This window comes from Acidiplasma cupricumulans (assembly GCF_001402935.1).
Classification (GTDB): Archaea; Thermoplasmatota; Thermoplasmata; order Thermoplasmatales; family Thermoplasmataceae; genus Acidiplasma; species Acidiplasma aeolicum.
In genome coordinates, this window is the sequence record NZ_LKBH01000015.1 from 1 (window position 1) to 26667 (window position 26667).

Below are 26667 nucleotides of genomic sequence, written 5' to 3' on the forward strand. Positions count from 1 at the left end.
AATACATATTCTTGAATTTGGAAAATCCATGCACTATTCTTTTATAGACTATCTCCAGGCCTGCTGATCTAAAGTATTCCATTCTGGATTCTAATGTTTCGTAATCACATATTTCATAGTAGTTTATTATTCCTCCAGCTGAAACACTGTTAATGGCATCATTTATAAAGTTAAATGCACCGTGGGGTAAATTCATTATTATTCTGTTGAAATCATGAAATGATTTTATTAAATTTCGGGAATCACCACAGTATGCCTCAATTTTACCCTTTAATGAATTTAGCCTTTTATTTTCATTCAAAAGTTCTATTGCATCACAGTTTATGTCAGATGCTATTATATCACATTTTATTCTGTGTGCTATTAGCACGGAAAACGGGCCAACACCGCAGAACATGTCAAAGATTTTCTCATTCTCATTTATCTCATTGGCAATTCTGGCCCTCTCTGTGGCCAGTCTCGGTGAAAAATATGCCCTTTTTATATCAACATGCAATCTTATGCCATTTTCCCTGTAAATTGTTCCTGTGTTATCCTCACCGTATAAAAGTTTTACATCCCTTGTTCTGTATTCTCCAGTAACACCTGAGTCGAGATAAATTGATTTTATTTCCTTTCTCATTTTTATTATATCGACCAGCTTTTGAGCCTCATCAAGTTTTTTGCCCTTTATTACGGCAATATCACCTATGATGTCATATGAAAATGAGTGGTTATAATCCTTAATACTATTATTTTCAATAGGATTTATATCAACTATTTTATATCCCTCCGGTGGCCTTATTACAGGAATATATACCATGGAGCCATCATGCTGTACTCTATATTTTTTGTTAAATAATCCCGAAGATTTGCAGTATTCTATGGCTGCCTGTGCATATTCCTTATCTACCGCTATATGAATCAAGGTTGTTCCCCTTATAATACTGCTTTGTTATTTTATCTGCATACTGTATAATTTCAAGGGCAAGCTTATTTGAGAAACCAAATATATTTCCAATATCCTCCATTTTTGCAGATGCAAGTTTTTCAATTGTGGTGTATCCATTGTCAAATAATCTCCTCGCCCTTACCCTGCCAACGCCCGGTATTTCTATAAGCTTTATAATATCCTCCTTAATGCCCTCCTTTATCCTTATGTTTAAATGGAATAACTGGCCTGAATATTCCTTTTTATTCATTGTTGATAATCTGTAAAGTGAATATGAAATCCAGTCAGCTGATGATACCTTTGCCTGTATATCGCCGGGGCCAATATCAAATGACTCTGCTATGGTATTAATTGGGACCTCATTTATCCATTCCTGCAGAATTATTGCTGTTTTGGCTGCCCGCATTGATTCCTCACTGAAATCGTTTATATTATATTTATCAAGGAAGTTTTCAACATATTCATAGTCATATTCCCTGAAATTAAAAGGTATCATATCTGGCGTTTTTGATATATAATAAAGATATAATGGCTCTGAATATTCATGATTTAAACACTCTGATAATATCAGCGCTGTAACAGGGTCTATGTAAAGTTCTGATGTTATTTTTCCAAATGGCTCCACTTTATAAATATCATTTTCCTCCGAAATAAAACCATTCTCCTTTAAAAAGTAAATGGCCCCGTCAAATGCCAGTGAATAATCCTCTATATCGTTTTGAATGGCAAGCAGTGTTTTTTTATAAAAATTTAGTATATCATCGTATTTCCTTGCCATTCCAGAGGATATTAGCGATAGTATGTTAAACCTGATCAGACTGTTTGAATCCATCTTGGATATCACAGGCTCCAGATCACCATTAAGATAGTTTTGTGCAACCTTTAGCATTGATTCACTTGATACAGTTATATATCCATAACCTATTTTATCGTATTTTGGCCTGCCAGCCCTACCAAGCATCTGCTGTACCTCTATATTAGAAATTGGCTTACTGTAACCATCGGAATACCTTGTAATATCCCGTATAATAACTGTTCTGGCAGGCAGGTTTACACCGGCGGCCAGTGTTGGGGTGGCCACAATTATCTTTATATGTCCCTTCTTAAATAGCTCCTCAATTGTTCCTCTCTGTTCATTTGAAAGTCCGGCATGATGGTATGCAATTCCATGCGATATTAGGTCTATCATTTTGTCATTTAAATTCTCAAGCGGCAGTTCAAGATCCTCAATATTCGTGCCAAAATCAAAATTATTCTTTAAAAGTTCAGCATATTTCTCAACATTCCTTCTGGAATTTCTGAAAACAATACACTGACCGCCATCATTGACGCTGTTTTCAATTAAAACAAGCTCGTCCTTATTTCCAAGGAATTCTTTTTTTCCGTCCCTTATCAGTGAGTGCCTGTAAACAATTCCAGTTTCCAACGGAACCGCCCTAAAATCTGATATTACGGTTTCGGCATTCATCCACATGGCCATTTCCTTAATGTTTGAAACCGTTGCTGAAAGCCCCAGAAGTATTATATCCGGATTAAGGTATAAAATTGAGGATATTACAGTTTCAAGTTTTGGCCCCCTGCTTTCATCTGAAATTGTATGAATTTCATCAAGTATAACAAAACCAAATTCATTTAGTATATCAGGGTCACGATGTATCATTGAGTCAGCCCTTTCTGACGTGCATACAATAACATCATAGTTCCTTACAAATGATGGTGGTATATCGTAGTCACCAATGGATATAGTTACCCTCATCCCAAGAGACCTTAAATTTAGAAGTTCCTGATACTTTTCCATGGCCAGTGACCTTAATGGAACTATGTAAAGTGATTTCTTGCGCTTGAGGAACGTTTTATATATTTCTATGTATGCAATTAGAGTCTTCCCTGAGGCGGTTGGAACGGAAACTATCACATTTTTTCCCGATATGAGTTTTTGGACCGCCTCCTCCTGATGTTTATATAATGAAAAATCATTATTATCTGTTAATTTTAAAAAATCTGCAGGAACTATTGATGTTAATTTCATTAAATCAATATTATTTTCATTATTAAATAAGTTTTTAAAAATTTACTTTTATTACTAATAAATATTATTTTGTTTTCTGTAATTTCTCAGGATTAAATTCATTAAGATAATTTATTATATCATTAAGTTCCTCTTTTTGCCCATTTTTTTCCAGTATAAATGAGTACCTTATAAGATTAATAATTCCCGGGCCTATTTTCTTAATTACATTTTTAAGAACAGTAAAATCATTAATGTCTGTGAATACGTTTATATATGGAAATTCCTGGCTTATTGTATCTATAATGGCCTCATTTTTGATCTCATCATTAAGTTCCATCAGGTTATTTACCAGCTTTTTACCGGAATCCGTTAAAAAATAATATTTTTTATTGTTTATAATTTTGGAATATATTAATCCTTTTTTTAATAAATTATTTATTGCGGGCATTAACGCACCATTTGATATATTCCTGTGGGTATTTGTGCTTAATATACGTTTTGCGAGGCCGTAACCTGTCATTTCCTTCAGGTTAAGTATATACAGTATTCTTAGTGTATAATCATTCATAGTTTCACATTTGATAAAGTTTTAATTAAATTTATTTTTTGTTATTTTTATTCATATTTTTTTCCTTTTTATGGCTGTGCCTTACCGCTGCTCCTATTATTATTAATATGGCTATTACAAGCACTATTGGAACAAGATATTCTGGTTTTATTATGTTATGTTCGATTTCCTCATCAGGTGATGGTGATACCTTTTCTGTAAATGTTGCGGTTTTGTAGAATACAGATTCCGTATTATTAAACCTGTATTCCACAAGGAGCTGAACAGGATAATTACCACTGTATACATCAGAAACATCGACTATAAATGTAACCCTCAGGGACTGCCCGGGTTTTAAGGAGGAGTATGTAACATTATCCGCATCCAGGGCTGCCAGTGGGTTTGATGATGGTATGTGTATTGATATTACACTTGGCATTAGCATGTGTATATTTAAATCCCTGAATGTCTTATTGCCTGTATTGTTTATATAAAATGTAATTATCTGTTTTTTCTCACCCGATACCAGTTTATCTGATGCCTCAGTTATTTTTAGATTAACATACTGATCTGAATTTATCCTTGATTTAAGTGTATATGTTATATTATACATTGAAAAATAAATAGGCGCGCTGCCTGAGACATTTTTGGCATCTAAATAGAATGTAAAGTTCATGATTTTCCCAAGCGGATAATACTTAATGCTATAATTTGCAGGTGATATAACATTAAAATATTTAGAATAAATTCCTGCGGTTACATTATTTGCATTGCTTGTTCCTGTATTTGATGTTACCACTGTTAATTTTATTCCCTTCTGATCCTGATATATCACAGGGGGATTTGTATAATATGTTACCACAGATAAACTGGGCTGGCCAATTGGAAGTGTAAAGTTTGCATTTGATGAACCAGATGATGTTGATAATGTTATATTTTCCTCATATAAATTACCTGATGCACTGGCGCTTATGTTCACCATCTGCATTATTGTATATCTATTCCCTGCTTTCAATGAAAGTGTGTATACTGATTTGACATCACTGTTAGGACCCGATATATAGCTGTAGCTAAAAGGTGATGTAAGGTTTATAAATCCACTTACATTTTCAGTTGCAAGTGCTGTGAATGTTACATAGAGTGGTACATCGCCAGAGCCAGGGGCTGGAAGCATGCTTGATGTCTGGTTGTACCAGTGCACACCTGTAACCTCAACAGGTGCCTGTGATGATGTAAACGCACTTTTATGGTCATTAACACCAGAATACTCATATGCAAGTAATCCTGAAGCAGCAAACATAAATACTATTAAAACAGCCAAAATTTTTTTATTCATTTAAATCACCTCTTGTGTTTTTTATAAGACTGGAGATGCCTATACTTATAATTACAAATATTATGCCTATAATGTATACCATGGTAAAGGCCCTTGATGACGGGAAATCATAGAATACAGGTATATAGTTCAATGATCCCATGCTGTATGGAAGTATTGATATTATCACAGGAACTGAATACATCGATTCAATTGATCCGGCTATTGCGGGTGCTATCGACATTCCTATTTCTCTAAAAACCGTATTCATACCTGTGGCCTCACCGGCCCGTTCATTTGGTGTTGAAATAAGCAATAGATTGATGACTCCCACCAGAATAAAGGAAAATCCTATTCCAAGAACCACCGCAGCATATATTATGTCAAATATGGTCGACCTGAAGAATATTAACATTATAAATGAAATAAGCCCTATTGAAAGTCCGGTAATCATTGATGCCTTTGGCCCCTTTTTCTCAGTTTCCAGTGATGCAAGTGGGGCTGATACCATGGCCATAACTGTTGCCGGCAGCATTATTATGCCAGACTCAAGAATTGTTTTTCCAAATCCGGCAGGCTCTGGATCCTGAAGCAATGTGGGCACTGTGAAGAATAGGAAGTACATACCTGACATGGCAAAGAGTCCCACAAAGTTTGCTATTAACACATTTCTTTTTCTGACAAGCTGTATGTTTATAAATGGATTTTCAGCATTTGATTCATACCTTACAAAAATGTAAAACAGGATGCCTGAAAGTATGAACATTGATATTATTGTAATTGAAGTCCATCCATAGGTTTGACCCTCAGATAAACCAAATATCAGAAATACCAGTGGGATTCCAAGAAGTGCAACACCGGCAAAGTCTATTTTTTCCCTTACAGGTTCCGCATAATCCTTAAGATAAAAATAGCTCAGGATAAACAGTGCAAATGCAACGGGAATTGCAGAATGATATGACCACTGCCACCCAAAATATTCGGTTATGTATGCACCTATAACAAGGCCTATTCCAGCACCAACGGCAAAGGTCGCACTCATTATCCCCTGTGCAAGTGCAAGTTCCCTTTTTGGAACAACATCATTAATTATGGCATATGCCAGTGGAAACATGCCAAATCCAATGCCCTGTATGACCCTTATTGCTATGAGCTCGTCCAGTGTGGTGGCAAATCCACCAAATGATACTGCAATGGCATATATCAGTGAAAGAATTAAAAATACCCTTCTTTTTCCAAAAACGTCACCGAGCTTTCCAAATATCCCTGCTGCAACGGTTCCTGTAATAATGTATGCAGTTATCACCCATGAAACATTATCGTATGTGGTATCAAAGAATTTTATAAACACAGGAATTGCAGGCACTATCATGGTTTCAACATATACAATTAAGGTACCCGCAAATGCCATGAGGCCGAGTATTATACCTGAATCTCTGTTTTTTGTTGTTATCATGTCTAAATAGACATGTCTAAAAAGTATAAATACTTAACCGGTAAACAATTAAAAAAAATAAATTTATTTTTATAATAATTATAATGATACAATTATAATGATTATTATGAATGCAATTATCATATAAACCATATAATAGCTTATTGAGCTGTTCATGATCCTGTATCCAATATATCTTGCACCATTTCTAAAACCCCTGGCGATTTTTATCATTGCAAACCAGAATATGTCAACCGTCTCCATACCTGATTTTTTGTTCCCTGTTTTTAATATTCTTTTTAAAATTAGTCTTATGCCACTGGAATATGAAAATGATGTGTACCCATCAAAATCTGATACACCATTGTTCCATGGCATAACCTTTCTGGTCTTCGGTTTTCCAAAAATTGCATATGTAAGCAATGAAAATATGATTATTAATACTAAAATATAAAATGGTGTTACCAGCCCAAAATCATTTTCATTAAATTTTGATTCTATCATAAATCCATTAAAAACCAGAACTTCAGGTATGCCAGATAAAAATTCTGGTTTAATAAATATTACGGATACAGCAAAAAGTAATATCAGCAAGAGACCGGTGGCAAGGACTGTATACGTTTTAAGATCATTTTTTTCTATTTTCTCATCATGTTTATCACTAAAATAATAAATTTTAAACATTGCAGCTGTGGCAAAACCCTCGCCGATGGCAAGTACAGAACCACCTATCAGGGAGGCAAGCCCGCTGATGCCTCCCAGGTACGCACCCATGAAAAATGATTCAAGGACCATCCATGTTCCAAGGCCTCCAATTCCGGGGAATAAACCGGATAGTGATGAAAAAATAAAAAATTTTCCGATTTTATTGGCACTGCTGGAATTCTTTGATACCATGCTGAAGTATTCCGCACCGGTATTGCCAACGGACATAAAAAGGCCTGTTTTTGCTATGGAATGCCCCATTGCGAAGATTACTACTGAAATAATTATAAACATCCTTAATATGTGATCATTAAATGTAACATAAAGGCCAATGGCTGACAGAAGGGTGCCGTTATTCTCTATGGTGCTAAACCCACCCAGTGATTTCATATTTTCCGATATATAAGCATAGAGTGATCCAAATATAACAGATATCACACCTATGGCGGTAAATAGGATTCCTATGGTCTGTGATTGTGGTGATAATAATGCGATTTTTGTTATGCCATATACACCCATAAGCGTCATGGTGGCGCTGAAAAGTGCAGATGAATTTGCCGGGGCACTTCCATGTGCTATTGGAAGCCACTCGCTTATCATAAATGGTGTTAACCCCATTTTTGACATTGCACCAATGGTAAAAATTAAAAGTACATAATCATTGGTTAGGATGTTAAATCCAAAATTGCCGGTATAAAAATATGACATAACCGCTGCTGTAATAATAAAAACTGTGGATATTTCAGAGAAAAACATAAAAACATAGGCCTCAGCATCATTCCTTTTATTGACAGCAACGGTAACATATGCAGGTATTGACATAATTTCCCAGCCTGTTATGAATATTAAAAAGTTTGATGAATAAAGTATAACCATCATGCCTGAAATTGTTAAAAGGAAAAGCGGGGAAAGCCATTTTCCGTAGGATTTTGAGTAGGATATGGAATATATTGATGATATTATCCATACGGCGCCTGAAATCATGTAAAAGTACGTTATATAATTATATCTGTTAAATGTGATAAAAATAAAGGCAATTGAGGATATTACGGATAATACATATGCAAACGTTCTGTATTTAATCGATACGGGTACAGAAATAAAAATTATTACAAGTGGAATATAATATAATATATTTATATTAATCACCTCTGTACCTTAAAATTGCAGATATGATTGAATATGGCGTTGGTGGGCAGCCAGCTATTTCCACATTGAATTTTTTATTTATGCCTGAGCCAATAATTCCACCTGAAAGTGTGCATGCCCCCATTGCTATTACTATTTTTGGATCTGGCATTGCGTTATATGCCTCCTCTATTATTTTTTCCATGCCGTTTGTATAAACACCCATAATAACAAGGGCATCGGCATGCCTTGGAGTTTCAGCCTCAAATATGTTAAACCGGTTTGCATCATACTGTGGAGAAAATATCGATTTTAATTCTGCATTGCATGCACCGCATGTGCCTGAGTCAATAGGATACAGGTAAAATGATCTTTTAAATATTTCAGGCATTTTTCCATGGATGTTATATATATTCTGGTTACCGGTTGGTCTTAAATCGCACCTTCCACAGAAAATGCATTTTTCCTTAATCCATGTTCCATTACTTATGGCACCTGTTGGGCAGTCATAACTGCTTTTTCCCTCAAGAACTGATGGATAATCAGGTTTAAACATGCTTTCATCGGGATTTTTTTCAGTTTTTATTCCCTTTTTTATACCGTTAAGAAACCATAGTGTCATATAAAATTCACCCCCATTTCAGAAACCCATATGCCAAAACTTTCCCATACAAAAAAGAAATCTGTGAAGATATTACCAGGCAGTGCCTTTTTAAATGCATAAAGATTAAGAACCGATGGTGATGACATTATTATATCAGATATTCTGCCATGATCAATTTTAACATAATAAAATATGTCTCCCTGCGGGGATTCAATTCTGGCGGCCCCCTCACCAGATTTATTTAAATCATATTTTTTCATGTAATGTTTTTTAATACCTGTATTTAATATTATATCACATGCTGAAAATATTTCATTGCTTCTAACCATGAATCTTGCAAAAACATCACCGGAACTGTACGTGCATATCTTATAACCATCATAGAGTAATGATTTTGAGTCAATTCTGGCATCATACTTAAGGCCGGCTGCCCGGGCAGCAGGGCCAATGGAATTTACATCCTTATATATTCCATTCTCCTGTAGCCTGTCCATAAATATCTTTGATGCCAGGAGGTCATTATACAATAATCTGAATTCCTTTTCAATATCACCAATTTCTTTTAAAACATAATCAATATTCCCATTAACCATGTTTATTAAATTTGCACCGAAGAAAAATCTGTGCCTGAATGATACTGAAATGATCCTTGATACCCTTTCTATAATGTAAGAGACCTGCTTCTCTGGTACGGAAAAACCTGCAGACTCACATAATCCCTTAATGACATGCAGATTTGATCTTATCCTTTCAAGTTCTATTTCAATTATTCTTTCATTGTTTGAATCAGAATTTTCTATTTCCAGGGCATCCTCAACTGCAAGCAAAAAGCATACTGAATTTGATGCGGCATGGTATCCATTTACCCTCTCTATTTTTAAAAGTGCAGTGTATATATCATCATTAATAATTTTAATATCCCTCATCTTATAAGATGGATTAACATCAACATTTTTTATTATCTCGCCTGGGGTTTGAAGGGTAAATCCTATGGATTCCTCAAGGCCGCCAGCAGATGGTCCATATGCAAAATTTATCTCATCTGGATTTTTTTCATACATTCTGCTTTCTTCATCCATTACTGAAATAAAGCCCTCAGAGTATATACTGTAATTTTTATATTTTCCTATCAGCCTGCCAGATTTAATCCCATTTTTATAATATTTCATTTATTATCACCAGAAATACAATTCCAATAAAAATGGCAATAATACCTGAAATAAGGGGTATTATGGAGCCATTTGTTTCATTATACTTATAATCCCCCTTAAATATCATTTTTGAAACATTCAAATTAATGGAGACAAAGGCAATAAAAATTGAGATTAAAATAATTATGAACTGTGCATAGTAATGTATTGTAATCACCGAATAAAGTATAAGAAATTCTCCAAAAAACGTTCCATATGGTGGTGTCCCGGTAACAGCAAAGGATGATATTAAAAGGGATGAGGAAACGATCTTATTTTTCATAAATCCTGAGATATTATTAATATCCTTCGTCCCGGATATCTTCATAATTTCTCCGGTTGAATAAAATGCACCAGCCTTGCCAAAACTGTGGGCCAGTAAAAGAACAAGGGAGCCAACAAGCCCGGCATATGTACCTGTACCAATGCCAATTAATGCCATGTTCATATTCTCCATTGTTGAGTATGCGAACATTCTCTTGTAGTTGTGCTGGTAGGTTAAAAACAGCGCCGCAAATAAAACTGATACCGTGCCTGCCCACACGAATATTTCAGGCATGGGATATATCTCATATATTCTGTAAAGTACATAAAGTGCTGTTGGAAGTAAAACACCGGAAAACATGGCACTGACCGGGGCAGGTCCCTCACTGTGCGCATCCGGAAGCCATGTGTGCATTGGAAAAACCCCAACCTTGGTACCAAATCCAACAAGGGCTATGCCAACAGCAAGCCTTACAGGCAGATCACCAGTGCTGGACCGGTATATAATTGCGGTAACTTCCAGTGTATGGAATGAATAATATATGAGTATTACAGATATAAATGCAAATGTAACCCCTGCAGAAACTATAATTATGTAACGCCATGTGGCCTCAAGCGATGCATCATTTTTTTCTGTTATTATTAATAGTGCTGATGATATGGTTGTTGTTTCAATACCCACCCACATGAATCCATAATTATTAACCATAAGTGCAAATTCCATTGAGATGTAAAAAAAGTTCATCAAAAGGTAATAATTTTTTTCTGTAATTCCCCTATTCTCGATTCCCTCTATGTATTTTCTTGAATAAAGTAGTGACATTAAATATACTGATGAAACCATTAGAATAAATATAAAATTTATCCTTGTTATGAAGAAAAACCCTTTATAATTAAGGCTGAAATATAATGGTATTAGCATTATCATTTCCAGAATGGCCCCGGCAACAGATGCATTTTTAATGCTTTTATAAAAAGCGCTCGCTATAAGTGGAATTATAAGTATAATTAAAGGTACTATTATCATCCCCTCAACTCCTCCATTCTTTCATGTACATTTTTTTCAATGCTTATAACAGAGAATATTACAACAAGTATTAGCACATCCAGAAAAACACTGCTTTCTATTATTATTGGAACCGGCAGCAGAAATGTTCCAAGGATAATCAGTGAGTTTTCCTCCTCCACATAGCCAAGGATCTGTGCAATGGTTCTTCTTCTAGATGCAATTAAAAACAATCCCTGAAAGAATAATAGAAGTGGGAATAGTATTATGTTCTTTATAGGGAATATGATGGTTTTTATTTTTATAAAAGAAATTGAGTATACAATAAATATTGATGCTATTATGAATATGAGGTCAAGTATTAGCAGGTATGTTGTGCTTACCCTTGGCTCATACACATAGCTCAAACTCCTTGGTATTCTTTTTATTAAGAAATATGTAACCAGAAATACCCTTAAAATTATTACAAGAATGCCAAGTATTATAAATGTATAATTTTTTAGCATCATACCAAGCATGAAGGCTATAATTGCAATAATAAGCGATTGAAATGCCAGTGTTAAAACCATAGATCTAAGATACTTGTTGCCCTGAATGTAAAATCCGGTGATAACAAGTACAGCAGATATTAAATAAATAAGTGTATAAATTATGTTCATCCAATCACCTCTGTTAAAATCAGGAAAAGTATTGAGAAAATAAAGGCCACAGCAAGAAAGTCTACAACCTTAAACAGTCTTAGCTTGGCCATGGTTGTATCTATTATGAGCACAATAATTATAAGAAACAACCATTTTAAAAACATTACAGGTATGTTTAATAAGAAATCTGGAAATGTGTTTGTTATTCCCCACGGTATTAAAAACACATTTAACAGGACCGACCCAAGCAGATACTGTTTAATGTATGAAGACCATTTATTTACTGCAAGCAGCTTGCCACTGTATTCATAATCTATTCCAGAATCTATCATTCCCATTTCCTGGAGACCCTCACTCTGTGTGGGTATCCTTCCAGATTCATAAATGAAAATCATGAAAAACGCAAAAATGGCAAAGATATGAACAAGGCTAAGATTTGATAATGGATGGGATATCAGATAATTATTGGTTACATAGGGATTGTTTGTGCCCGTTATAAGTGCCACTGCAAAAAACACCGTTATAAGTGTCCCCTCACTAAAAAAATTAAATGATAAAATCCTTGATATTCCAAGGGATGAAAAATTGCTTCCCGAGTCCATGGTACCAGCAATTTTAACAAATGCCGCCACAGAAAACAGTATTGCACCAGCAAAAAAATCGCCCGATGCGGTAAATATAATGGGCCTTGACATAAATACGGGAATAATAAGTGCAATTAAAGAATATATTCCAAAGGCAATATAGGGTGCGACTATAAAAAGCCGTGTTGATTTAAAGCTTATTAATGTCTCCTTTTTAAGGAGCTTAAAGATATCATAATAAGGCTGAAATATGCTAGGTCCATGCCTTGATTCAATAATGGCCTTTAACCTCTCAAAGATACCTGCAAATAACGGGGAAGCAAGAATAACGAATAAATATTGAGATAATGTCTCCACAACCAGATGAATCATGGGTATCACCAAGTAGACGTCATCAGCCCTCTGGCATTGTGGAGACGTCATTCCATACCGGTATATTATTTTTCATTATTTAAAATTTATTTTTAATTTGCTTACATATAATGACATTTATAATATTAAAATGGTCCTAATTTTTAAATAAATTTAAAAAAAGGAATTTAAAAAATATTCATAAAATTAACTGCTGTATTCAAAGTCCTTTTCCTCTATTGTCCCCTCCTCTTTAACATGTTTGGTAAGGTACATTACAAGTGTTATAAGGCCTACAACGAGCAGATTTATGCCAAGCCCTATAAGGCCTATGTAAACCTCAAAGAAGTATTTATAGAATGATACTGTTAGATTCATCTGTATAAGCATTATAACTGTTATTACTAGGCTTACGAACCATCCTATTCCAACAGACCACTTGTTTAATTTCCTTGTGTATAATGAAAGAAAGACCGCCGGTAATGTTTGAAGAACAAATGCACCGCCAAATGTCTGTAAGAATATTATCTGCCTTGATGCGGCCGGCACAAATGAGAATAGCAGGGCACCAAGAATAACAACCACCACCATTATCCTTGTAACAATGGATTGCCTTGCGGATGAGGCCTTTGGATTTATGTATTCAAGATAAAGATTTCTTGTAATAAGGTTTGCGGATGCCAGTGCCATTATGGATGATGGTACTATGCTGCCTATCACAACCGCGGCAAATGCAAAGGATGAGAACCATGATGGGAACATATGTTCTATTAGATACGGAAATGCAAAGCTGCTTGCCGGTGCACCATGCTTACCGTCAAATGGCATTCCCAGAACGGCAACTGCGGCCACACCCAATAATGTGACAAATAGCAATAAAACGCTGTATAACGGTAAAAGGGATGAATTCTTTTTTATTGTGTTTGCATCCTTTGAACTTAAGGCCCCGGTAAATGCATGAGGATACAGGAATAGGGCAAGTGCAGACCCAAATGCCAGTGTAACGTAGCCGGCATCGAGTGCAGGGGATATATTAAGGTTTAATCCTGCCAGTTTTGCCTCTGAAAATATTGTGCCAAAGCCTCCGAGTTTTATTGGCACAACAATTATTATTGTAAGAACAGCAGCCCATATAAGAACATCCTTAACAATGGCTGTCAGTGCTGGACCCCTTAGGCCACTTATAAGTGTAAATCCTGCAACAAAGAGGAATGCCACTATAAGGCTTAACTCAACGGGAAGCTTCATTGAATCCAGTAATACCTCTATGCCAACTATCTGCAATGCTATATATGGCATTTCGGCAACAACACCTGTTAGTCCAACAAGAAGGGCAAGAAATCTTGATGAAAATCTATCCTTTACATAATCCCCTGCTGTTATGTATCCCTTATTTTTTGAAACCGCCCATAATTTTGGCATGAATATATAAACTAACGGATACACAAGAACAACATAGGGTACTGCAAACATGGCAAGCCCGCCGGCTGATGCCTCAAGGCCCGGCACCGCTATAAGTGTGTATGCAGTATATATATCACCACCTATAAGGAACCATATTATTACGGTACCAAACCTCCTGCCGGCCAGACCGTATTCAAGCTCATTCTCAAGACTTGCAACCCTCTTCCAGAATACGGCAAGGAAACCCACAACAATGGCAAAACCTATAAGGCCGAAGAACAGGATATAATCGAGATCATTGTACATGCTTATCACCATTTTCCTTTCTTTCATTTAAATATACTATGCTTGTGAACAGCGCAGTTAGAAATATCCATAGCATCTGAAACCAGTAGAAGAAAGGAAACCCACCAAGAGATGGGGAACTCCTGTTGTACAGTGTTATTCCAAAAAGCAATACTATAAAAGGTATTGCCAGTAGTATTATATTTATTACTTTCATTAGTAGGCTCATATATTATAAATATTTAAACTTTACCTAGCATTTATTATACGTAATCATTTTATTATTGTCTTCTAAAAATTGCATAAAAAATTTTTTAAGATTTTTTATCAGTAATCATAATAATTTTATTAAGCCTTAACTAAATATTTATTTAATTCCATTTCATTAACATTATGTGTTTAATGAAGATGAGGTTGTTGAAAAAATTAAAACGTTCTTAAAGAGCAGGCTTAATGGTAAAATCGCGGTGCTTGGAGTCAGCTCTGGAATAGATAGCTCCCTGGTTTTAAAATTACTTTCGGTTTCAATAAATACAAATAAAATTAAGGCAATTTTTATGCCTGATAGATTTACCAGGGAATCAGATTATGATGATATAAAGGCACTTGAAGATAATACCGGTATAAGGATAGAAACCATTAATATAGAGCCTGTATTTTCTTCATATATTGCAATTTTGGGACATACCGATAAAAAAATTGAGGGAAATTTAAGGTCAAGAATCAGGGCCACCATACTGTATTATTTTGCAAATCAGTATAACGGCCTTGTAATAGGAACAACAAATCGTACCGAGTATCTTCTTGGATATTATACAAAATTTGGTGATGGTGCATGTGATATTGAACCCATTGAATTCCTTTATAAAACAGATGTAAGAAAAATATCAAAATATCTTGGCATACCAGATTCTATAATAAACAAAAAACCCTCAGCAGGTCTCTGGGAAAACCAGTATGATGAGGATGAGCTCTCAATGCCGTATCATAGGGTTGATCAGATCTTAATTGATATATTTGATAAAAATATTCGAAAGGATACTGACGATTATAAAAAAATTATTGGCATATACAACAATTCCGAGCATAAAAGGAGAATGCCAGAAACACTGAACTAAAATGTTTATATCGACAATTACATATGAATACTACGAGATAAGTTTTATTTTAATAATAGCAGCGTTTTCCATACCAATATCGAGGAAGGCATCAACTGTATACATACCGGTTCTCATTGTATTTGGCCTGATTTTTGGGCCGGTTCTCGGATTAATATCACATGGCTTTGCCATCTATTTATTATCATCATTTGGAACTGTTGGAATCGGCCTGCTTGGTCTTGTAATTATCCTTTATTATGAATCACATAATATAAATCCAAGAATTTTAAGGAGATACCTTTATAAAATTGCCTCCCTAGATACTATAGGTATGGTTATTACTGCAGTGGGTGCTGGGATATTCTTCTCAATTTTAACAGGTGCACCTTTTATAATCGGATTTTTATTTGGTGCAATCATTTCCCCAACAGACCCCGCATCACTGATACCGACCTTCAAAAAAATAAAAATTAGGGATGATGTATCTGGAACTTTAATAGGAGAAAGCCTTTTTAATGATCCGCTTGGCATAATACTTTTAACAATAGGGATCGCCCTTACAGCACCAAGCGTATCATATTCCATGCTTTTTACATTTCTTTATAATCATACAGGAATTATATTTGGCTCAATCTCATTTCTTATGCTGGAAATAGCCGTACCATCCGCCATAGGAATAGGACTTGGATTTATTATAATATACTTAAACAGGTATTTTAATTTTGAAAACCTGCTGGTTGCACTTACACTGGGTATTGTCCTATTTGAATTTACATCACTCCAGGCAATAAGCATAACACCATTTCCAGCCATAATAGCAACAGGTGCAATAGTTGGTAACTATTCCGATAAAAGCATATTCTGGAATCGTGAGACAAGCTTTAATGAAAATTTATCATTTATGGCACAGTCAGTTATTTTTATCCTCCTTGGAAGTATTCTGACACGTGTGCAGCTTATTAATTATATATTCTTTGGGTTTATAATATCCTTACTTGTTATATTCGTTATCAGGCCACTTGCGGTGTTTGCATCCCTAAGCATTTTTGATTTTAGCAAGAATATAATAAAATTTGATACCAGAAGCAAAATATTTATGTCACTGGTAGGACCGCGGGGGGTTGTTCCTGTTGTGCTTTCAACCGTACCATTTGTCATAGGCTCACAGGACCATATAAAAATATTGATACAGTACGGTGCAATTATATATGCATCAGTCTCATTTGTTGTTTTAATATCAATAATACTCCAGACCATCTATGTCCCATATATTGGAAGGATTCTATTTGGTGATGATAAGGGTGATGAGGTATCATAAAATTTATACGCCATTCTGTAATAACCATGTAGGGCCGATAGATCAGCGGTAGATCGCTTCCTTGGCATGGAAGAGGGCAGGGGTTCAAATCCCCTTCGGTCCATTATATAAAAATTAAAAATTCCAAAATAAATTTTAAAAATCAAAACAAACAGGAAACTAAAATTTTAAAACAATTAATACGTGATAAATATACTGCTGAAACATTTCTAAATAATTAATTATAAAAATACCTGAATTAATTAAATTTATACATAATTTGTAAAAAGTTTTTAAATAATATGATTTATTTAAAAAAAGTATGAACACAAAAACAATTGATGTATTAAGATGGCTTGCAATACTGGGCTCATCCATATGGGCAGGAATTCACATGACACTGCTTGGTATAAAATTACCATACATAGTAAAGGTATTTTTTGGATTTGTAATTGCAATATCCATAGTATCCGCAATGATATACGTTAGTGATAAAAAGAGTTTTTATCTTCCTGTTTTTATTTTTTATATTCTTGATACAGCCTTATTGCTTGAATCAAGAATAACCATTGCTCCGGTATTTGGAAAAAGATTACCATGGACTGCATCTGCCCTGGACAGTATAATTTTGGATGTTATACTGATTATATTATCCGGCATCATATATTTTATTGGAAGAAAATCCAATTAATCCCTTATTTTTATTGTACTATGGCCTAAAACTTTAACTTATATAATCAAAACCTTAATTATATTTTTAAGTTTAGGTTAATTAAACATTATACAGGTGCAAACATTTTGGCCACAGGTCGTTAAGGTCTACCCAGAGGTATACCCATTTATCAAATTCGGAGGCAGCAAAGGATATGAAATCAAAGCTTAAGGAGCTTTTTCAGGCAAAAATAGGTTTAAATAAAAAGGCTCAAAAAATACATGAACCTGCACATATACTTAATGGGGCTGGCCGGGTTTGAACCGACGACCACCTGGTTATGAGCCAGGCGCTCTACCTAGCTGAGCTACAACCCCTTCCAAGCATTATTACTTTTTCACTTTTAAATCTTTTTAATGAGCGCCGTCAGTCGGGTTTGAACCGACGACCGCTCGGTTAACAGCCGAGTGCTCTACCTACTGAGCTATGGCGGCACTGTTATTAGTAATTACATTCTTATTTTTAAGATTTTCCGTTTTTAAATATTAATAAAATTAAAATTCAAATCTTAATTTACCATCCTCATTTATATTAACTCCATTTATTTTATTTATAACTAATTTGATTCTGTATTTATCCTCCATTATGGAATGTTTTTCAAATAATTTAGCCGCATCATTTGTAAAAAACAATCCATCATTTGGGCCGCATCCTGAGGGTTTTAGATACATCCTCATTTTTATATTGGAGAGTTCTTTAAGATCCTCTGTATTTAAATAATCCTTAATGGCATATACAGAAATTATCTCAACATCCATTTCTGAATCATTTTTAATGCCAAGTTTTGATGATAGATATAATGATCTGATGGGTATATAAAATCTTGATGCATCATCATAGGCAGGTCTTAAAAATTTTTCAGACTTGATAATCGAATCCACTTCTATCATTGTATGCATAATTTCATAATTATAAATAAAAATAATCATATTGAAAATAAAATTTACCAGATTATTATTTTTTCATGTTTTCTATTTTCTTTATTGTATCCATTAAAAACCATTTCAAAATCTGGATGATTCCATACCGGTATCTCCCCCCTAAATCTGGCCGGGGCATGTGGATCTATTGTAATAAGCCTTTTTATCTCATTTTCCCTTATCTTCCCGCGCCATACCTGTGACCACGCAATGAAAAATCTCTGCTCAGGTGTAAATCCATCTATATTTTTCCTTAATTCAGGATGTTTTCCCAGATGTTTTTTCAATGCTGCATAGGCTATTGTTACGCCGCCTATATCCGCAATATTCTCCCCAAGCGTGAGCCTGCCATTAACCTTTAGTCCGGGAAGTATTTCCAGTGAACCATAAAGTTCTGCAATTTTATTTGCAATATTATTAAAGGCATCCTCATCCTCCCTTGTCCACCAGTCTGTTAAATTTCCATTTTCATCAAAATGACGCCCCTCATCATCATAACCATGCGTTATTTCATGTGCTATTATGCCGCCTATGCCACCATAATTCACCGGGTCATCCATATCAGGATCAAAAAATGGTGGCTGAAGAATTCCAGCAGGAAACACAATTTCATTTGCAAGCGGGTTAAAATATGCATTTACTGTGGGGGGCGTCATCTCCCACTCGGTATGGTCAACAGCCTTTCCTGATCTATTAATCTGCCTGTTTATTTCAAAAATTTCTGATCTGAATACATTTCCAAAATAATCATCCGGTCTGATTAAAAGACCCTTATAATCCCTGAATTTTTCTGGATAACCTATTTTTGTTGTAAACCTTGAGAATTTATTAAGCGCCCTTGATTTTGTTTCATCACCCATCCATTTTACATTTTTTAATCTCTCACTAAATGCATCCTTTATGTCATTAACCATTATTTCCATTTTTTTCCTTGCATTCTCACCAAAATATTTTTCTACATAAAGTTTACCAAGGGCCTCACCAATGGATGCATCAATAACCTTCACAGCAATCTTCCACCTATCCTCCTGCTTTTCCTGCCCCAAAAGAATCTGCTTATAGAATCTAAAATTTTCATCCCGTACCTCCCTGTGCAGGAACGGTGCAGACTGATTCAGAACGTTCCATATCATGTAATGCCTTATTTTTTTTATGTCAAAATTTTCAATTATTTGCGATACACGCTCAAAGAATTCGGGCTGGCCTATTATAACATAGTCTGATGGCATATTTATGAACCTGAGAAAGCGCAAAAGATTTAACCCGGTAAATTTATTTTTTAAATCTTCTAATTCCATTTTATTGTAGTTTTTTTCAGGATCTCTTAGCTCCTCCCTGGGCCTGCTGGCCCCTGCAAGCTCCATTTCAATTTCAAGCACATCATTTACCGCCATTTCAGGATTTTCAAGCCCATAATAGCCAAAAATATTTTTTACATATTTTTTGTATTCATTCAGAATTCCTTTAAAATTAGAATTAAGGTAATACTCACGATCAGGAAGTGATAATCCTGACTGTCCCATGTAAAATCCATATATATTACTATTTTTTGCATCTGGTTCTGTTCCAATATCAAAAAATAAGGAAAAACCCTGCATTAAAAGGTTTGCCATAAGATCAGGAATTTTGCTCCTGTCATTAAGTTCCTGTATTTCACTGATTATTTTTTCAACAGGCTGGAATTTTATTTTATCTATTAGGTCAGTATTCATTGCAGATTTATAGAAATCACCAACAATTTTTTCCTCATAATTTGGGTCTTTTTTTGTAGATGCCTCCTCACATATTTTTCCAAGCAATTTTTGATTCCTATCATACAGAATAGAAAATGCCTCATACCTTACCTTGTCTGGGGGTATTTCATACCTTTCAAGCCATTTCCCGTTGGCAAATGTATAAAAATCCTTAAAAGGATCAATGCTTTTATCCATGTATTCCACAGAAAATTTTAATTCCTTTTCCAGATCATCCATTATTTCTAATATCAGTATTTTATTTAAAAATTTTGAGCATATTAATTATTTAATAAATTATCCCTCCAGTATTTTGAATCAAAGCGGTCATCGCACAGATATATATTTGCCATGTCATCTGGAGATCTCGTTGACCGTCCAGCTGCCTGTTTTATTTTTATGAGTGCATACTCATAATAAAGTATGCTGTATATATTTTCACCGCTGAGTGTTTTTTCAAGATATTTTATCTTATTTTTCCTGTAATCATCAAGTGGCATCAATGGCAGGCCTGCTATAATAACATCACTTATCAGGCTTCTGTTATTCTTTGTTATCTGTATGCCCTCAAGAAGCCTGCCGCCATGAACTGAAAAAATAATTAATTTATCAGATAGAGCCTTTTTAATTATTAATGAGTATGTTAATTTTTTATTTTCAAAGACAGAAAAAGGCCTTAATTCATCAGGTAGGTAATCTGCAATTCCAGGAATTCTCTTATCATGGTCTCCATAAAGTATTTTATATGATGGTACAGCAACAAGAACAGAATTTATTGAGTTACTGTATGTTTTTATGATAAATTCCATATATTTTTTTAAAATATCTGACCAGATCTCAGTATTATCCCGGTATCTGCCAAGTGTTGAAAAACCCTTTACGATACTATATTTTTTAACACCACCAGTATTGTAAAATATATCATTTACCCTTATATACAGCATATTCTCAAAATTCCAGATCTTTGAAATATGATCAGCGGATGGCATGGTTCCGGACATGAATAACACGGGCTTATTTTTCAAAAATTTAAGATATTCTGATGTATTATAGTACATAATCCTCAGTCTTTTATATGGATCGCCCCTCTCTGGATAAAATTTTTGTGAGTATATATCACCATTTTCAAGCCTCTGTGCATCATAAAGAAAGTTATAAACAGTCTCCAGGTAATTCCTCCTTCTTTCCTTTATGGGTCTGTTATCATTAATTGCCTGAAATTTTTCAGAAAAAATTTGGATATAATTAATATCACCGAGCCTTGATTTCACATCATCTGAAAACCTGAAAAGTTTTAAATCATCACCCGATTTTGTGCCCTCAATATCCTTTTCAAGTTTCTCCAGGAGCAGATTTGCGCCTATTCTTTCATGGCATTTATATTCCTCAAGGGGAAAGGTATCCACAAGTTCATTAATCGAACCATTCACTGTTTTTTCTGATATTGATCTTCCAAAGTTTTCAATGACCGAATCTATGTTGTGTGCCTCATCGAAAATAATATAGTAATCGTTTATATCCATGGATTCCTCACCCTCTGTCCCATGAAATATATTAAATCTGATTGATGGATTTAAAAGGTAATTGTATGTCATTGCCACAACAGTTGCATTTTTCATTGAGGACCTTACAGAATAATACGGGCAGTATGCGGTTATATTGCCATTGCCAGTCTGGATTAGATTTCCCTTTGAATCCCTTTTAATTAAATTATTATTTATGTCATTACGGATGTTTTCAATGGATAATGATATTATTTTGTTATAATAATCATCCGGTGGCATTTTAATATGCATATCAATATCCATAATTTTATCCTTTAAAATACATCCCTTGCAGACGTTTTTCTGTGATTCCTCATCAGAATCATACCATCTCTCCTTTAACGGACAAAGTGTGCTTTTTCCATAAAGGTATATTACCGGTAGGTCAAAATATTTAATATTATCCTCATAAAGCCTGGTGAATTCATTATGTGTCCTTGTTACATAAATGAGCTTTTTGCCTGACATGAATGATAAATATAAAATAAAGCTGGTTTTGCCGGAACCTGTTGGGGCCTCAAGGGCTATAACATTTCTGTCCTCAAGATTTTTTTCAACCGTGCCAAATAAATGGCCCTGCCATTCCCTTGGATGAAAAGGTTCCATGTTATTATTATGATAAAATAGTATTTAACAATTGATTAATATAATCTCGTTGTCTCAAGATTTTTCATGGAAATGGTTTCAACACCAAATTTTGCATGGATTAGACGTGCAAACTCATAGCACTTGTCCCCATCCCCATGGTTTACAAGTATTCTCTGCGGTCTTGGCTGCATGGTTCCTATAAAGTTTATTAGCTGTTTTTTTGTTGAATGCCCTGAGAATCCCTCAGCATTTTCCACATTCATCTTTATATCAAATTTGGTTGATTTGCCATTCTCTGAAAGTGTTACTGATGATGCACCATTCTGTATGCGCCTGCCAAGCGTTCCATCGGCCTGGTATCCAACAAATGCGAGCGTGTTATTCTCTGATGAAACAAGTGCCTTAAAATATTCCAGAACAGGGCCACCGTTCATCATGCCCGCTGTTGCCAGTATTACCTTGCTATCCGGATCATCTATTACATCATCACGCTGTTTTTTTGTATCAACGCTATGGAATATTGGGCTTAAAAATGGATTGGCACGCTTTACCATTATCTGTTCCCTTAGCTCCCTGTTGAGATATTCAGGGTATGCGGCATGAATTGCGGTCGCCTCCATAATCATACCATCCAGGTAAACCCTGGTATTTTCAGGTATCAGCTTGTTTCTGTATGCGTCCTCAAGAACAAGCATTACCTCCTGGCTCCTGCCCACAGCAAAAACCGGTATAAGTACAGTGCCATGTTTGTCAAAGGTGCGGTTTACAACATCAACAAGTGTATTGTACGCCTCCACCCTTGTATATGAATAATCATCACGGCCAGCATACGTTGATTCTATCATTAAAGTTTCTGCCCTTGGGAATCTGTTAACTGCAGGATTAAACAACCATGTCTTCTCATATTTTTGATCACCACTTAAAACTATATTATATAAGCCCTCGCCTATGTGAAGATGCACTGCAGCAGATCCAAGTATGTGGCCTGCATTATAAAGTGTTAATCTTATATCCGGCGTTATATCTGCCGTTTCGTTGTATTTCAATGTGATTGTTCTTTTCAATTCCTCCCTTATGTGCTTTGATTCATATGAGATTTTATGCCCCTCTGAATGCGCAACCTTAACATAGTCATTCTGAAGAAGGGCGGCCAGATCCCTGGTTGGTGCAGTTGTGTAAACCGGCCCCTCATAGCCGTATTTGTATAACAGCGGTACAAGACCTGAATGGTCAAGATGTGCATGTGTTAAAACAACAGCATCAAGTGATGTAAACGGTTGTATTTCAGGGACATATAAATATGGTGCCTCCTCCCATGGCTGTTCAGGATCATTAACATTTATCATGCCACAATCAACAAGAACCTTTGAATTGTTTGTTGATATAAGTGTGGCACTTCTGCCAACCTCACGGTGGCCGCCAAGTGCCGTTATCCTTATCCATGTTTCACCCGGCATTAATGGCGTTGTAAGCTTAACCCCAAGATTATGCAAGAATTCCTTTCTTTCCTTTTTTACATCCCTCAGGTATTCCCTGACCTCCTTTACAGTTCTTGAATACATGGGCGGTGCCCTTACTATTCTTGGAGACCAGTTTGTCTGTGATTTTATTTCCTTTATTATATCCGAGTTTGTTACTATTGAGGGCTCGTCAAGCTCTATGACGGCCTCTCCAGTATCCGGCTCAAAATAAAGATCCTGAAACCCTGCATCCTTCGGAATTAATTCCTGTATTTTTTTTGATGCGGAATCCTCGTCAAGCATAATGCTTGGATCAGGCCTTATTGCTATTCTTCTTCTTAGTTCCTGCGCGATCTGCCTTGCAAGGTCATCCCTTTTTGAGAATAATTCCTCATCCTTTGTGTAGACTATTATTGTTGAACCCTCATAGTCTATCTCTGTAATCTTATTTCCGGGATAAAGCCTGTCAAATATATTTTTAGCTTCGCTTAGATAATCACGAAAAGACATTTATAACACCTTAAAATTAATAAAAAATTTATAAAATTAATTTAAGTTTCTTTATCCTGGATAAAATCTCATCCTGGGATAAATAGTAGAAACCCTTTTTAGGATCGACAACACCAACCTGTATCATATTTCCTGATGCTGAATCCCTCTGTTTGGATACACTTATTGATTTTATTACAAGATCAATGGCATCATCAAGCTTTAAATCGGGGGAATATTCAGCCTCAAGAACACCGTAAACATACGGAGAACCAGAGCCGGTGCTTGCGTAAATATCCTCAACCGCACCACCGGCAGCATCTATTGAATATACGTGTGGCTTTTTATCATAACCGCCTATTAAAAGCTGTACCATGTAAGGATAAAACTTACTCTGATTTAACATATTTGAAAGCAATGTGGCCGCAGCGTCCAGTGGCATGTTAATCTTTCTCTGAACCCTGTAGAGCTCCATCTCTGCCCTCATGTATCTAACAAGCACCTGGGCATCTCCAACAAGGCCCGCTATGGTCATCCCTGCATAGGTGTCAATCTGGTAAAGCTTCTGAGCGTTCTTATTTGAAATGAAGGTTCCCATGGTCGCCCTGCTATCGGTACCCAAAATAACGTAATCGCCGGCAGTTATGCCGACTGTTGTTGTTCCAGTTTTCAATACATCCATATTATAATCCCTCTCTGACATAATTAATCCATCCAAGATAATTATTAATTGTAAATAACAAATAGTATATTTAAATTTTCTATGGGATGCAATTGACCATATATTTATATATCATTCGGCCTCCCTGCTTAAAACATCAGATATATGCTTTAATATTTCACGTTCAAGTATGGTCCCTATAAATTTCCCCCTCTCATCAACCACGGCAACTATTGGCGGGTCAGTTTCCCTAAAAATCTTAATAAGATCTGTTGCCGGTGCATTGCACCTGACCTTTATGGCCGGAACAATTCTCCCCTGCGAGACCGTATATGTTCTAAGTTTGTTCTCTCCAAGTGTTACCATGTCACTTAATAAAAGTTCACCAACAACACGGTTATTTGAATTTGTAACTATAACCGCCCTGGAATTAAGGTCCGTGCATATTTTAAATGCAAGGCTTATGGGATTTTTTACATTTACAGAAACTGTTTGAAGTGTCTTGGCAATATCACACGCCTTTAAATTTTTGAATTCTGAATTAACAATTTCCCAGACATATCTTGATTTTTTCACCGGTATAACAGGCGCATTGATGTTAAATAATAATGGCACCATTAATGTTAATAAAGTTATTGCTATCATAATTATTGAATAATCATAGCGGCCAACAAGTGAGAGTGTTAAAGCAACAACAAGAAGGGCCGCATCAACACCGCCGTTAACAGAAGTGCCAAGCGCATTTTTCCATGGCTGCACTTTTATAATTTTTGATGTTACAAATCCTGCAATGGGTTTTATTAAAAGTGCTATTGCAAAGATTAAGAGTCCAAGTATAATGAGGGCAGGTGTAATTTTAACAAAGTACAGACCTAGGCCGATAAAGAATAACGGCTCGAACAGCCCGTATGTTACTGTGGATATCTTCTCTGCTATAATGGGCCTATCATTTATAAAATCCCTTAAAATGATTCCAATAAAGAGGGCGACTATGGCGGAATTAAATCCGTAAAGTTCACCTATAAAGCCAAGTATAAATATAAATCCTATTATTATGGCTATTGTAGTTTCGTGTGCCTTTGAATTTGCATCCATTTTTTCAAGCAATCTTATTAAAATGTATTTGCTAAAAAGTATTATTACAACAATTGAGGCTATCAGTTCAAGTGATGTTAATAGTACATTTATGAATGTTATTGGCTTATTGTGAAAATCTGAAATAAAGGAAAATAATATAACTGCAGAAATTTCTATTGTTACGACCTCCTGAAAAATCTTATTTCCCTCCTCAGTTTTATTTAGCCCTGTGTCACTTAAAAGCCTTGTGAGCGGACCAGCACTGCTCATTCCTGTAACTATCCCTGTTACTATGGCGATTAAAAGGCTGTGAAGTATTAAAAATACAAAATAAGAAATTAACGAAAATGGAATAAAAAATTCAATTACACCTAATATAATATTTTTATAATTCATTAACTTTTTAGTATCAACGTTCTTAAATTCCAGTGCACCACCTGAAAACAAAAGAAAATTTATACCAATGGATATAAATAGGGATATATTGGGCAGTACATTTATGAGTCCAAGCACACCAGGACCTATTATTATTCCAAATACTATAGCCGCCACATATGGAACAAGTTTAAGTCTTTCAAATATCTCCTCACCAAGTTTTGCAAGCAGTAAAAGTGTTCCAAGAAACATTAATGCAAGTACTGAATCTGAAATGCCGTACATTAACCATCCAATGAGGCAATTATAT

22 protein-coding genes and 3 tRNA genes are annotated in these 26667 nt (G+C 35.2%); 4 read left to right on the forward strand and 21 right to left on the reverse strand.

What is annotated here, in order from left to right:
• From AOG55_RS00325 to AOG55_RS00385, 13 genes are all read right to left on the reverse strand, one after another.
• Positions 1-907: class I SAM-dependent methyltransferase (locus AOG55_RS00325; RefSeq protein ID WP_055040745.1), on the reverse strand; the 907-nt coding region annotated here is incomplete at its 3' end.
• Positions 885-2960 (reverse strand): ATP-dependent DNA helicase, encoded by a 2076-nt coding sequence (locus AOG55_RS00330; protein WP_048101632.1) that lies wholly within the window; start codon positions 2958-2960, stop codon positions 885-887. The genes AOG55_RS00325 and AOG55_RS00330, both read right to left, overlap by 23 nt.
• Before the next feature lie 64 nt (positions 2961-3024).
• Positions 3025-3510, reverse strand: a complete 486-nt coding sequence (locus tag AOG55_RS00335) for a PadR family transcriptional regulator (protein ID WP_048101631.1) — start codon at positions 3508-3510, stop codon at positions 3025-3027.
• 31 nt (positions 3511-3541) lie between these two features.
• Positions 3542-4825 (reverse strand): hypothetical protein, encoded by a 1284-nt coding sequence (locus AOG55_RS00340; RefSeq protein ID WP_048101630.1) that lies wholly within the window; start codon positions 4823-4825, stop codon positions 3542-3544.
• Positions 4818-6260 carry an MFS transporter gene (locus AOG55_RS00345; RefSeq protein WP_048101629.1) on the reverse strand — a complete coding sequence of 481 codons (1443 nt, stop codon included), beginning with the start codon at positions 6258-6260 and terminating at the stop codon, positions 4818-4820. The genes AOG55_RS00340 and AOG55_RS00345 overlap by 8 nt, the downstream gene beginning before the upstream one ends.
• 78 nt (positions 6261-6338) lie before the next feature.
• On the reverse strand, positions 6339-8093 hold the full coding sequence (locus tag AOG55_RS00350) for a proton-conducting transporter transmembrane domain-containing protein (protein WP_055040746.1): 1755 nt from the start codon (positions 8091-8093) through the stop codon (positions 6339-6341).
• Complete coding sequence (locus AOG55_RS00355) at positions 8086-8694, reverse strand: NADH-quinone oxidoreductase subunit B family protein (protein ID WP_048101627.1); 609 nt, start codon at positions 8692-8694, stop codon at positions 8086-8088. Before AOG55_RS00355 ends, AOG55_RS00350 begins: the two co-directional genes overlap by 8 nt.
• The gene (locus AOG55_RS00360; protein WP_054964317.1) at positions 8691-9845 is read right to left on the reverse strand and encodes an NADH-quinone oxidoreductase subunit D-related protein; all 1155 of its coding nucleotides are present in this window, start codon (positions 9843-9845) and stop codon (positions 8691-8693) included. Before AOG55_RS00360 ends, AOG55_RS00355 begins: the two co-directional genes overlap by 4 nt.
• The gene (locus AOG55_RS00365) at positions 9832-11157 is read right to left on the reverse strand and encodes a proton-conducting transporter transmembrane domain-containing protein (RefSeq protein ID WP_055040747.1); all 1326 of its coding nucleotides are present in this window, start codon (positions 11155-11157) and stop codon (positions 9832-9834) included. Before AOG55_RS00365 ends, AOG55_RS00360 begins: the two co-directional genes overlap by 14 nt.
• Complete coding sequence (locus AOG55_RS00370) at positions 11154-11795, reverse strand: hypothetical protein (RefSeq protein ID WP_055040748.1); 642 nt, start codon at positions 11793-11795, stop codon at positions 11154-11156. The genes AOG55_RS00365 and AOG55_RS00370 overlap by 4 nt, the downstream gene beginning before the upstream one ends.
• Positions 11792-12784 carry a respiratory chain complex I subunit 1 family protein gene (locus AOG55_RS00375; protein WP_236688941.1) on the reverse strand — a complete coding sequence of 331 codons (993 nt, stop codon included), beginning with the start codon at positions 12782-12784 and terminating at the stop codon, positions 11792-11794. Before AOG55_RS00375 ends, AOG55_RS00370 begins: the two co-directional genes overlap by 4 nt.
• A 135-nt stretch (positions 12785-12919) precedes the next feature.
• Positions 12920-14422 (reverse strand): sodium:solute symporter family protein, encoded by a 1503-nt coding sequence (locus AOG55_RS00380; protein ID WP_055040750.1) that lies wholly within the window; start codon positions 14420-14422, stop codon positions 12920-12922.
• On the reverse strand, positions 14412-14618 hold the full coding sequence (locus AOG55_RS00385) for a DUF3311 domain-containing protein (RefSeq protein ID WP_055040751.1): 207 nt from the start codon (positions 14616-14618) through the stop codon (positions 14412-14414). Before AOG55_RS00385 ends, AOG55_RS00380 begins: the two co-directional genes overlap by 11 nt.
• Before the next feature lie 178 nt (positions 14619-14796).
• Between AOG55_RS00385 and AOG55_RS00390 the strand changes: the two genes are divergently transcribed.
• The 4 genes from AOG55_RS00390 (at position 14797) to AOG55_RS00405 (ending at position 17489) form a co-directional block, all read left to right on the forward strand.
• Positions 14797-15519, forward strand: coding sequence for an NAD+ synthase (locus AOG55_RS00390; RefSeq protein WP_055040752.1), 723 nt, complete (start codon positions 14797-14799; stop codon positions 15517-15519).
• Between the two features lies 1 nt (position 15520).
• On the forward strand, positions 15521-16819 hold the full coding sequence (locus AOG55_RS00395; protein ID WP_048101619.1) for a cation:proton antiporter: 1299 nt from the start codon (positions 15521-15523) through the stop codon (positions 16817-16819).
• Between the two features lie 31 nt (positions 16820-16850).
• Positions 16851-16922, forward strand: a tRNA-Ala gene (locus tag AOG55_RS00400).
• Positions 16923-17120: 198 nt separating this feature from the next.
• Entirely contained in the window at positions 17121-17489 is a 369-nt protein-coding gene (locus tag AOG55_RS00405) for a hypothetical protein (RefSeq protein WP_048101578.1), read from the forward strand.
• A 264-nt stretch (positions 17490-17753) separates the two neighbouring features.
• Here the strand turns inward: AOG55_RS00405 and AOG55_RS00410 are convergent.
• The 8 genes from AOG55_RS00410 to AOG55_RS00445 form a co-directional block, all read right to left on the reverse strand.
• A tRNA-Ile gene (locus AOG55_RS00410) sits at positions 17754-17827 on the reverse strand.
• Between the two features lie 44 nt (positions 17828-17871).
• A tRNA-Asn gene (locus AOG55_RS00415) sits at positions 17872-17944 on the reverse strand.
• 60 nt (positions 17945-18004) lie between these two features.
• Complete coding sequence (locus AOG55_RS00420; protein ID WP_054964311.1) at positions 18005-18400, reverse strand: hypothetical protein; 396 nt, start codon at positions 18398-18400, stop codon at positions 18005-18007.
• Positions 18401-18453: 53 nt separating this feature from the next.
• Positions 18454-20403 carry a M13 family metallopeptidase gene (locus AOG55_RS00425; protein WP_055040753.1) on the reverse strand — a complete coding sequence of 650 codons (1950 nt, stop codon included), beginning with the start codon at positions 20401-20403 and terminating at the stop codon, positions 18454-18456.
• A 41-nt stretch (positions 20404-20444) separates the two neighbouring features.
• Positions 20445-22313 carry a helicase C-terminal domain-containing protein gene (locus AOG55_RS00430; RefSeq protein WP_054964309.1) on the reverse strand — a complete coding sequence of 623 codons (1869 nt, stop codon included), beginning with the start codon at positions 22311-22313 and terminating at the stop codon, positions 20445-20447.
• Positions 22314-22348: 35 nt separating this feature from the next.
• The gene (locus AOG55_RS00435; RefSeq protein ID WP_048101574.1) at positions 22349-24265 is read right to left on the reverse strand and encodes a beta-CASP ribonuclease aCPSF1; all 1917 of its coding nucleotides are present in this window, start codon (positions 24263-24265) and stop codon (positions 22349-22351) included.
• Positions 24266-24293: 28 nt separating this feature from the next.
• On the reverse strand, positions 24294-24926 hold the full coding sequence (gene psmB, locus AOG55_RS00440) for an archaeal proteasome endopeptidase complex subunit beta (protein WP_054964320.1): 633 nt from the start codon (positions 24924-24926) through the stop codon (positions 24294-24296).
• A 111-nt stretch (positions 24927-25037) separates the two neighbouring features.
• A complete protein-coding gene (locus AOG55_RS00445) occupies positions 25038-26642 on the reverse strand; it encodes a cation:proton antiporter domain-containing protein (RefSeq protein WP_054964308.1) in 1605 nt (534 codons plus the stop codon).
• Positions 26643-26667: the final 25 nt, after the last annotated feature.